Below are 10,500 nucleotides of genomic sequence, written 5' to 3' on the forward strand. Positions count from 1 at the left end.
GGTTCTCGTTAGCAGGCATATTACCTAAGATGAGACTTTTAAAAGGAGATGGCATGAACGACGAAATGGCGCAGCAGGCGCAACCGGATCCCCGGGAGGAAAAGTTCATTGTAAGCAAAGAATTGCTAACGGACGATCAACTCACAGGTTTGGCAGAAGAATACTGCACCCGTTATCATGGGCTGAACGATACCGAAAGCCCTCTCGCTGAGCTAAGCCGTATTATGGACGCTGTCAGGCAGGGCGATCTGGTGGTTTGGTTTGATCCGGTAGAGAATACAGCCGGGCTTGGAGTGCCGAAATAATTGGTTAACCTCTCAGCGTTTTGATTTGCATCTACCCGGGGACGTTTGTACGAGGTACAATCACGCTGATTTTTAAAGCGGGGTGCGAGGTGGATTTTGATCAGGGTATTGGTTGTAGATGATCATGAGCTGGTTCGCTCGGGGATAACCCGTATGCTCGCGGATGACCCGGATATTGATGTGATCGGTCAGGCTTCTTCCGGTGAAGGCTCTATAGAGTTTGTGCGCAAACTGCGCCCGGATATTGTATTGATGGATATCCGGATGCCTGGCATTGGCGGCCTGGAAGCTACTCGACGAATACTGAGAATTGACGACACGATCCGTGTGATCGTGGTTACCGCATGCGCAGATGATCCGTATCCCGCTCGGGTTATGCAAAGCGGAGCCACCGCCTACATCACCAAAGGCGCAGATATCCGTGAAATGGTTCGTGCCATTCGTATGGCACACGCAGGGCAAAGACATATCAGCCCTGAAATCGCGCAAAAAATGGCATTAAAGCAATTGAGCGGCGATAAATACGAAGAGGGCGAGTCATCGCTATTTGATAGCTTGTCTGAGCGTGAGATGCAGATAGCTATGATGGTGGTGGATTGCCAGAAAGTGCAGGATATTTCAGACAGACTCTGCCTGAGCCCAAAAACCGTTAATAGCTATCGCTACCGCATTTTCGAAAAACTGGAAATTTCCAGTGATGTTGAGCTGGCCCTGATGGCTGTACGGTACGGTTTACTCGATGCCCACCCAGTCTGATTCCGCGAGCGAAAGCAGCAGAACATTCGATAGTAAACATTTCCTGAAGCAGCTTACGGAACGACCTGGCGTTTATCGTATGTACGACGACGCCGGTTCCATTTTGTATGTGGGAAAGGCCGGTAATCTAAAAAAACGAGTCAGCAGCTATTTTCGCAAGACAGGGTTGGCCCCGAAGACGGAAGCCCTGGTGGCAAAAATTGCTTCTATTGAAGTAACCATTACTGGCAGCGAGACTGAAGCGCTGCTGCTTGAACAGAACCTGATCAAATCTCTGCGCCCGCCCTATAACATCCTGTTACGGGATGATAAGTCTTATCCTTATATTTATGTGTCTTCCCATCATGAGTATCCTTCGCTGACCTTCAGGCGGGGGCGCACAAAAAAGGGTGGGGGAACCTGGTACGGACCGTTTCCAAGCTCGGGCGCAGTCAAGGAAAGCCTTAATGTTTTACAAAAGGTATTTCGCATAAGATCTTGTAGCGACAGCTATTTTAGTAATCGATCTCGCCCGTGTTTGCAGTATCAGATCAACCGTTGCACAGCGCCTTGTGTGGGGTATATTTCGCCCGAAGATTATCAACAGGATGTTCGCCACGCCAGTCTTTTTCTGGAAGGCAAAAACCCGGTTATCATTCGAAACCTTATGGATGCCATGGAAGAGGCCTCCCGAAATCTCGAGTTTGAAAAAGCAGCTGCCTACCGCGATCAGATCAATCATCTGCGCCATGTGCAGGAGCAGCAATCAGTAGACGGTGAGGGCGGTGATGCCGATGTGATCGCCATTGCGCAGGATGCCGGTGTTGTGTGCATTGTGGTTATTATTGTGCGGGGCGGCAGGGTGCTGGGAACCAAGGATTATTTTCCCCGTTATTCCCTCGAGCAATCAGAGGGTGAACTGCTTAGCGCCTTTCTGGGCCAGTATTATTTTGGCGGTAATACCCGCCGCGAAATACCGCGGGATGTGCTGGTGCCGGTGGATATTGAAGGGCAGGTTGTGCTCGCTCAGGCTCTTTCCGATGCTGCAGGCCGCGAGACACGCATACGAGGAAATGTGCGGGGCGAGCGTCGGCGCTGGCTGGAATTGGCCATGACTAACGCCCGGCAAACCTTGCTCACACACCTGGCCAGCAAGGAAACCGTTTATCGGCGCTTGTTGGCTTTAAGGGATATGTTGGAGCTTGCGGAAACTCCGTCGCGCATGGAGTGTTTTGATATCAGTCACAGCCATGGTGAAAATACCGTCGCATCCTGTGTCGTTTTCGATGAGAATGGGCCGCTGAAAAGTGATTACCGGCTGTATAACATCGAAGGGGTGAAAGCCGGAGACGATTACGATGCCATGCGCCAGGTGTTGACTCGTCGTTATCGCCGCATGGTTGCTGGCGAGGGCAAACGCCCGGATCTTGTATTTATTGACGGCGGTAAAGGCCAGTTGAACATTGCCCGGGAAGTGTTTGATGAACTTGGTGTGTCTGATATCCCCCTGATCGGCGTAGCCAAAGGTGTAACCCGGCGTGCAGGCATGGAGCAACTGATTGACGCCATGACCGGTGACGTATTCCGGGTACCTGCCGATTCACCGGCACTGCACCTGATTCAGCACATTAGGGATGAGTCACACCGTTTTGCTATTACCGGGCACCGCGCAGGGCGGGACAAAAAACGCCGCCAGTCTACCCTGGAAGGCATAGAAGGGGTTGGCCCAAAACGCCGCCGAGAGCTTATCCGCTATTTTGGCGGCATACAGGAACTACGCAAAGCCAGTGTCGATGAAATGACTAAAGTTCAGGGCATTAGTAAATCACTGGCTGAAAACATATACGCAGCACTGCACGATGAGTCATAACAGTATGAATTTACCCAACCTGCTCACACTTTCCCGCATCCTCATGATTCCGGTTTTTGTGGTGGTGTTTTATCTCCCCGTGCAGTGGAGTTATATGGCGAGTGCGGCGATTTTTGCCATAGCGGCGGCCACAGATTGGCTAGACGGCTATCTTGCCCGCAAGCTTGATCAAAGCACGCCTTTCGGCGCTTTTTTAGACCCGGTTGCTGACAAATTGATGGTAGCGGTGGCGCTGGCGTTGTTGATTCAGGAGTATTCCACGCTTCTGCTTACCATACCGGCAACGGTGATAATTGGTCGGGAAATTGTCATCTCCGCGTTGCGGGAATGGATGGCAGAAATCGGCAGCCGCGCCAGTGTTGCTGTGTCCTACATTGGCAAGATTAAAACCACGGCGCAGATGGCGTCTATTGTAGGTTTGCTGGCGTTTCCTCCCGGACAACTCCTTTCAGGGATTGCCGTAGGTCTGTTATATATCGCAGCGATGTTAACGCTTTGGTCCATGGGGCTTTACTTAAAAGCTGCGTGGCCGGATTTGTTCCCGAAAAAAGACTAATTCTGGTTCATTTCACACGCGTTTGCCCAGGTTATAACTTCTCCTGCGAGCCTTTTGCCGGCGCCCCCGAACGCCTGAACCACTGCATCTATGCTTGTATCTTCGGCAGGCGTAGACACAATGAAACGCTCTGAACACAGGGTTTTTCTCGAGCGGGTATCGATCAGTTGCCCGTAAATGGCAATAGTTGCCCTGGTGTTGGCGCCTTGGTTGACCGTATGGAAGGCCGTAATTTCAGTCGCCAGGCTGAGGCCTGTGTTGCCAGGGCCGGTATCCATGGTGACATCCCGGAAGTTTGCGTTGGCCCTGAAGGCGCCTACCAACATATCGCGCAGGATAACCGGCACCGTATCACGCCATCGAACCCCACCGTAAACCTGAAATTCCCAAGGCTCGGGCTTTGCAAGTATTCTCGTGCTGTTAAACGGCTCAGATGCGAAAGGAGTATCGACTCGAAGGCTTTGGGGCCGGCTAACCGAGCTTTTTTGCACCCCCTGGGGCACCGGGAAGTCCATCACCCTGGGGGCTTCCGGGGTTGGGAAAACCGTACAGCCCGTCATGATGCCGGAAATCAGCAGTGCAGTGCTCGCTGCCCTGATTGTCTTTACAGCAGTGTTGTTCACTGGGTTACCTCCTTAATGCTGGGGCCACCCCAGATGGTACCGGTGGGGTCTTCTTCCAGACGGCGTGTAAACTGGTTCAGGTTTCGGAGGGTGCTGCGCAATTCTCTCAGGGCCGGGGCTAATTCGCCCATACCCTGAAGCCCGGAATCTATGGCGCCCTGGTTTTCACGGGTTAAGTTATCCATACGGGAAACAGCCTGCTGAGCCGTTTGCATTGCGGCACTCATACTGGTTAGCACCGCTTTCCCTTCGTTTTCTAACAGAGCATTAGCGTTGTCCGACACTTCAGAGACCTTACCTGCCGCTTCGGCAGCGCGTTGGCCGGCCTCGTCCATGCGTTGGAGTAGTGCCATTATCTGGTCACGGCTGCCCAATAGAGAGTCACTAGCTTCTCTGGCATTATCGAGAATTACCGTCAGGTTTTCCGTGTTCTTTTCAGAAAGTACGTTGTTCGCTCGGGTAAGCAGGGTTTCTGCCTTTGTTAGCAGCGCTTCACCGTTCGTCAGCAGGCTTTTAAACGCCGAGGGTTCAGCGGTTATGCGTGCGGGCTTATCCATAGTGCCTTCCAGTATCGGGCTGTCTTTGCTGCCGCCGCTGAACTGAATGCTCATGCTGCCGGTAATGTTGGCCAATACCAGCCCCGCACGAGTATCTTCCCGCACAGGCACGCCTTGTTCTACACGCACCAGAACACGCACATGGCCCGGGTTGTCTGAAACCAGCTGAAGATCCAGCACATCGCCAACCTTAATACCGGTGTAGAGCACTGGGTTACCTTTTGAGAGCCCACTTACCGCATGATCAAACACGATTTCATAATAGGCCCATTCGCGATCAGCTGAAGACTTGGCCAGCCACATGGTAAACAACAAGGCGGCCACCACTGAAATCAGCGTAAACAGCCCGATGATCACGTGGTGTGCTTTCGGTTCCATAGTCTCTTACTCTTGTTGCCGGCTCTGTTGCTGAGCCTGGAATGCGTAACTGGCTGCCCGCCCGCGGGGGCCCTGAAAATAGTCCTGAATCCACGAATCGTCTGTTGTGGCCACCTTTTGAATCCTGTCTGCCACTAAAACCTTCTTCTGAGAAAGCACGGCTACTCGGTCGCAGGTTGTATAGAGGGTATCTAAATCATGGGTGACCAGAAACACCGTTAACCCCAAAGCATTGCGTAGGGTAACGATCAGTTTATCAAACGCGGCAGCACCAATTGGGTCGAGGCCGGCAGTGGGTTCGTCCAGAAACAGGATTTCGGGATCCATTGCCAGAGATCGTGCCAATGCCGCTCGTTTGACCATACCACCGGAGAGTTCCGACGGGTACTTAAGGGCAGAGTTAGCAGGCAGCCCGGTCAGTGCCAATTTCATGCGGGCAAGTTCTTCTGCGTCGGATCGGGACAGCCTGCAATGCTCAATCAATGGCAGAGAAATGTTCTGTAGTAAGTTCAGCGAGGAAAACAGGGCGCCCTGCTGAAACAGAACGCCAAATCGTTGCTCTGTTTCTGATCGCTCTTTGGTGCTTAACTCCTCCAGGTCTTTCCCAAAAACCTGAATGCGCCCCTCTGAAGGTCTGTTCAGTCCAACAATGCTTCTGAGCAACACCGATTTGCCGGTACCGGAGCCACCGACAACCCCCAAAATTTCGCCTCTGAACAGGTTAAGGTCCAAGTCCTTGTGAACCACATGGGTACCAAAACGATTGCACAGGTTGCGGACTTTTATAATGGCCCGTGGTTGGCTATTAAATGTTTGAGTGCCAGTGTGCGCCATGGTTTACCAGCCCATTTCCATAAAGAAGAGTGCGGCAAAGGCGTCCAGGAGAATAACCATAAATATGGATTGGACCACGCTGGACGTTGTATGCACGCCCACTGATTGCGCACTGCCGCCTACCTTGAATCCTTCCATACAACCTATGGCAGCAATGAGAAAGGCAAAGATCGGTGCTTTCGACATACCGACAAGAAAGTGCTTTAGAGCAATATCCCGCTCCACTATCGCCATAAACTGGGCCGGTGAAATATCCAGGGCTATCGCGCAGACCATACCACCACCAATTAAACCCGCCAGCATCCCGACAAATGTAAGAATCGGCAGGCTAACCATCATGGCTAAAACCCGTGGAATCACCAATAGTTCAACCGGATCCAGGCCCAGTGTGCGAATGGCATCCAATTCTTCGTTTACTTTCATGGCGCCAATCTGCGCCGTGAATGCACTGGCAGTGCGACCTGCAAGTAAAATGGCTGCGAGCAGAACCCCAAACTCACGCAAAAACGAAAAGCCACCAGGTTGACTGTGTAAATGGTGGCGCCGAAATCACTCAGGACTGTGGCGCCAAGAAAGGCTACAACCGCACCTACGAGAAATGTCAGCAGCGCGACTATGGGGAGGGCGTTGAGCCCGGTGTCCTGAATGGCCGCTACAAACGGTGTGACCCGCCACCGATTAAATCTCGGTAAAATTGTAAACAGTGTCGCGAGAATCTGGCCAGCAAAACCTGCTAACTGATAGAGCAGGTGCCAGATGCCCTCCATGGTTTGGCCTGTCTGTGTCAGGAACTGCCGAACGGGGCCAAAGTTCTTAGGCTCGGATGCTGGCCTCTGATGCAGGGCATCAGCCACGGCCTGCAGGAGTGCGCCTTGTTCCCGGGGCAGGGTAGTGTCCTGTTTTGCCAGCTTGCTGAGCACCTCCGGCCCCAGCAAGGTAGCAAGAAGAGAGGCCCCCGCTGTATCAACTCGCCCGAGTTCCTTAAGATCAATATGCTCAGATTTCCAACGCTGGTCCGGGCACTCTTCAACCAGCTGTTTAAGTGTCTGGTAATCGCTGAGAGTCCAATCGCCCCGGATAACCAGAGTGCCGTTCTGAAGGTAGACTTGGGACGTTTTCTGATTTTCTGGGGAGCTGGCACGAGACACGGGTGTCAGAAATCCAAAAGTTGGTTGGTTAGCTCACTAGCTTAGAGACTAAAAACGCTATCTGCCAGTATCCGGCGATCTTCCTCGTCGTGGCTGGCTAACACTATGAGGGTTCCATGGGCTTTTTGTTCAAGTAGCAGTTGCCTGATAAGGCCCCGGGCTTCGCTGTCCAGCCCCGTTAACGGTTCATCCAGAAGCAACACGGATTGTTTGCGTAGCAAGGCTCGCAGCAATGCAACACGCTGCCGCTGGCCGCCGGACAGGTCACCTGGCAATCGTTTTTCAAAGCCTCCCAGCCCAACTCTTTGCAGGCCGCGCTCAATAGCCTGCCGGTTTTCCTGGGTAAGCTTCAGCCCGGGGTGAATACCCAGGCCAATATTTGTCTCAACGCTCAGGTGCTCGAACAGGTTGTGCTCTTGAAACACGCTGGTCATGGGCCGCTGCCAGGGAGCGTGGCTGCGAACGCTTTTATTTTGCCACAGAATGTCGCCAGATTGCGGGTCAAGAAAACCTGCCAACAGATTCATCAGCGTTGATTTTCCAGAGCCACTGGCCCCATGGATGGCGATGCACTGGCCAGGCTCCACGGTAAAGTTAAAGTTCCAGGGTACGCTTTGATTGGGATAAGCGAACACCAGGTTTTTTACGTCAAGCATGCGTCGGCTCCGTGGCTACGCGTTGCGAGTGAGCATTTCGTCCGGATTTGCGCTCAGGTATGCCCAGCCGGTTAAACACGCTGAATAGCGTGAGTAACAAAAGCACCAACCACAATCCGGTTGCCGCGGCGGCATCCATGCGATAACTGCCCAGTTGCTGGTAAAGCAGAACGGGCAGGGTGGGCTGGCCCGGGGTTCCGAACAGGGCGATCACACCGAAGTCGCCCATTGACAGGCCTGTGCCATAGGCCATGGCCAGGGCCAGAGGTCGGCGCAATCTGGGCCAATGTAGCCAGCGCCAGCGATACCAGCCCAGCACGCCAAGCTGGTCGGCCTGATAACGGCTGGATGAATCCAGGTTCCCCATTGGCCCTCTGAGCATTTGCAGTACAAAAGGCAGCGCCATCATGGCATTAATGATGGTCACCAGGACCAGGCCCTGACTGGAACTGCCGAGGCTTGGCCTGAACAACAGGAACAAACCGGTGCCTAAAACCAGGGGCGGCACCATTAACGGCAGATAGGCAGCTACATCAGTAAGCCGGGACAACGCTGGCCTTGAACTTGTTGAACCGCAAGCCAGAATCAACAACGCAGCGCTCACGGAGATCAGCCCTGCAGGCAGGGCGATGGAAAGGCTTCTCAAGGTGGCATCGAGTAAGGCCGGGTTGACCGAAAAACTGCCTTCCGGAAAAAAGGCGAGGCCTATGCCTGGCAAACCTTTAAGGAGAATAGCGGCCAGGGGCATAATCAAAAACAGCACGAAGCATCCGAGTAGGGCGCTATCTGCGATGCGTGTCTTGAGAGAGCTGCCAGCTTTGCTTCGGTGTGAGGCAACTTGCCTGTCTGGGAGTAGTGACGCGGTAAGCCCGTGGCGGGCGGCCAACCACCAGAGCAACCCGCAAATAAGCAGTTGAACCATGGCCAGCAGAGCGGCCTGACCGGCATCAAACTCAAATCTTAATGATTGGTAGATAGCAACTTCAATAGTGGTGGCCGCTGGCCCGCCGCCGAGGGTCATCACAATGGCAAAACTGGTAAAGCACAGGGTGAATACCAGAGCCGCCAGACCCGGCATAACAGGCCTTACTGCTGGCCACTCCACTGCTCGCCAATACCACCGGCGGCCCAGCCCTAACTGCGCAGCCACTCGTCGCTGGGATGCAGGCGCACTTTCAATTGCTTGTAACAGGATACGCGCAGCCAAAGGCGCATTGAAAAACACGTGAGCCAAGACAATGCCGTTAATGCCATACAGGTTCCAGGATACGCCCAGCCAGTCGTTAGCCACGCTCGTGAACCAGCCTTGGCGTCCGTAGACACTAACCAGACCAGACACTGCCACAATTGAAGGGAGTACAAGGCTTAGCTCCATTAAACGAAGCAGCGCAGAACGGCCGGGGAAAGAGGGTTGTCTGGCTAGAATTCGGGCGATAGGAACCGCAACAAGCAGGCTGAGTACCACTGATAAAAACGCCTGCCACACAGTAAAGGTAACAACCGTGCGCAAATAACGGCTTTGCCACAGTTCGCTCACACTTGGCAGTGATGTCTCCCAAACCAATGCGCCCAGCCCGGCCAATGCCAGCGTGATCAATGCGCCAGCAATGGCCAGGCCGGGCCAGAATCGCCAGCCTGGGTGACTAAACGGGGCAGGGTGTCGATCGGAACCTGATACAGTGTACATATTGTCTGTGTTTAGCGCGTCATGGCTTCGAGCCATTCATTCAGCCATGCACGGCGGTGCTCGCTTACGGTTTTCGGATCAAAGTAAAGTGCTTCTGAGGGTTGGATCAGCTTGTCGAACACAGCTGGCAACTCGTCGCCCAAATCTGTTGCCGGGTACATCACGTTTTTGAGAGGAATGTGCCGCTGAAAATCGGCACTGAGCATGAAATCGAGAAACGCCCGGCCAAGTTTCTTCTTATCGGATGATTTCACCAAAGCGGCAACTTCAACCTGAAGGTAGTGGCCTTCCTTGAATTCAACCGCCTGGTATTGATCGGTGTTATCCACCGCCATGTGATAAGCCGGGGATGTGCTGTAGGAAAGTATCAGCGGAGCCTCGCCATTCATGAACAGCGAAAAGTAGCCATCGCTCCAGCTTTTGGTTGTGGTGAGGATTTTACCCTTAAGCTGTTGCCATTTTTGCGGAGCCTGATCGCCGTATACATGGCGCATCCATAGCAGCAAGCCGAGGCCGGGGGTGCTGGTTCTGGGGTCCTGAATAATGATCTTTAGATCGTCCGGGGCAGAAATAAGCGCATCCAGGCTCTGCGGCGGCTCGGACAGTTGTTCGGTATCGTAAACAAACGCGAAGTAACCCCAGTCGTAAGGTACAAACACCGGGTCTTTCCAGTCTATTGGTAAATCCAGGGCAGACAAGTCGGTTTCATGTTCCGCCAGCAGGCCGGTTTGTCGTGTTGTCTCCATGGTGGCGGTGTCCAACCCCAGCACTAGGTCGGCCCGTGTGCTTTCGCCTTCAAGGCGCAGACGCTGAAGAATGTCGCCGCCGCTGTTCAACACCACATAGTTAACTTTGCAATCACAGGTTTGCTCGAATGCTTCTTTGACGGCGGGCCCCGGCCCCCATTCGGCTGCAAAAGACGGGTGAGTATAAATGGTCAGGGTTGAGGCCTTCTGAGCAGCGAGTGCAGTCACAGAGAGGAAGGCGAGCAAGAGAAGCGAAAATGCCCTTTTAAGCATGGTGGTGTACCCTCATCAAAAAATCAAAAAGCTATTCAGAGGTAACCGTGCCGCGGGCCCCACCTGAGTGGGCGAGTGCTCAATCCCTTCGCCGGTATAATCCGGATCAGGTTCCGCGGGTATGGTCTCAGC

General features: G+C 53.5%; 10 protein-coding genes and 1 pseudogene. 4 read left to right on the top strand and 7 right to left on the bottom strand.

Translation table 11 applies throughout. The features are described from left to right. Window positions 1-53 precede the first annotated feature (53 nt). From ACTHYN_RS11570 to pgsA, 4 genes are all read left to right on the top strand, one after another. Window positions 54-305, top strand: coding sequence for a hypothetical protein (locus tag ACTHYN_RS11570; RefSeq protein ID WP_441812604.1), 252 nt, complete (start codon window positions 54-56; stop codon window positions 303-305). Window positions 306-401: 96 nt separating this feature from the next. After that, window positions 402-1,061, top strand: a complete 660-nt coding sequence (gene uvrY / locus ACTHYN_RS11575; protein ID WP_441812605.1) for a UvrY/SirA/GacA family response regulator transcription factor — start codon at window positions 402-404, stop codon at window positions 1,059-1,061. Further along, a complete protein-coding gene (gene uvrC / locus ACTHYN_RS11580) occupies window positions 1,045-2,910 on the top strand; it encodes an excinuclease ABC subunit UvrC (RefSeq protein ID WP_441812606.1) in 1,866 nt (621 codons plus the stop codon). The genes uvrY and uvrC overlap by 17 nt, the downstream gene beginning before the upstream one ends. Before the next feature lie 4 nt (window positions 2,911-2,914). Then, entirely contained in the window at window positions 2,915-3,466 is a 552-nt protein-coding gene (pgsA, locus tag ACTHYN_RS11585; protein WP_441812607.1) for a CDP-diacylglycerol--glycerol-3-phosphate 3-phosphatidyltransferase, read from the top strand. Here pgsA and ACTHYN_RS11590 read toward each other — a convergent pair. From ACTHYN_RS11590 to thiB, 7 genes and pseudogenes are all read right to left on the bottom strand, one after another. Further along, window positions 3,463-4,089, bottom strand: a complete 627-nt coding sequence (locus ACTHYN_RS11590) for an ABC-type transport auxiliary lipoprotein family protein (RefSeq protein WP_441812608.1) — start codon at window positions 4,087-4,089, stop codon at window positions 3,463-3,465. The two genes, pgsA and ACTHYN_RS11590, sit on opposite strands and share 4 nt — an antisense overlap. Continuing rightward, window positions 4,086-5,024 (bottom strand): MlaD family protein, encoded by a 939-nt coding sequence (locus tag ACTHYN_RS11595; protein ID WP_441812609.1) that lies wholly within the window; start codon window positions 5,022-5,024, stop codon window positions 4,086-4,088. The genes ACTHYN_RS11590 and ACTHYN_RS11595 overlap by 4 nt, the downstream gene beginning before the upstream one ends. A 6-nt stretch (window positions 5,025-5,030) precedes the next feature. Further along, window positions 5,031-5,858 carry an ABC transporter ATP-binding protein gene (locus tag ACTHYN_RS11600; protein ID WP_441812610.1) on the bottom strand — a complete coding sequence of 276 codons (828 nt, stop codon included), beginning with the start codon at window positions 5,856-5,858 and terminating at the stop codon, window positions 5,031-5,033. Between the two features lie 3 nt (window positions 5,859-5,861). Beyond that, a pseudogene (locus tag ACTHYN_RS11605) lies at window positions 5,862-6,625 on the bottom strand (MlaE family ABC transporter permease). Window positions 6,626-7,047: 422 nt separating this feature from the next. Beyond that, on the bottom strand, window positions 7,048-7,662 hold the full coding sequence (locus tag ACTHYN_RS11610; protein ID WP_441812611.1) for a thiamine ABC transporter ATP-binding protein: 615 nt from the start codon (window positions 7,660-7,662) through the stop codon (window positions 7,048-7,050). Continuing rightward, window positions 7,655-9,385, bottom strand: a complete 1,731-nt coding sequence (gene thiP, locus ACTHYN_RS11615; RefSeq protein ID WP_441812612.1) for a thiamine/thiamine pyrophosphate ABC transporter permease — start codon at window positions 9,383-9,385, stop codon at window positions 7,655-7,657. Before thiP ends, ACTHYN_RS11610 begins: the two co-directional genes overlap by 8 nt. Beyond that, window positions 9,361-10,368 carry a thiamine ABC transporter substrate binding subunit gene (gene thiB / locus ACTHYN_RS11620; protein ID WP_441812613.1) on the bottom strand — a complete coding sequence of 336 codons (1,008 nt, stop codon included), beginning with the start codon at window positions 10,366-10,368 and terminating at the stop codon, window positions 9,361-9,363. The genes thiP and thiB overlap by 25 nt, the downstream gene beginning before the upstream one ends. Window positions 10,369-10,500 lie beyond the last annotated feature (132 nt).

The sequence above is a fragment of the Marinobacter sp. genome (genome assembly GCF_052091845.1).
Classification (GTDB): domain Bacteria; phylum Pseudomonadota; class Gammaproteobacteria; order Pseudomonadales; family Oleiphilaceae; genus Marinobacter.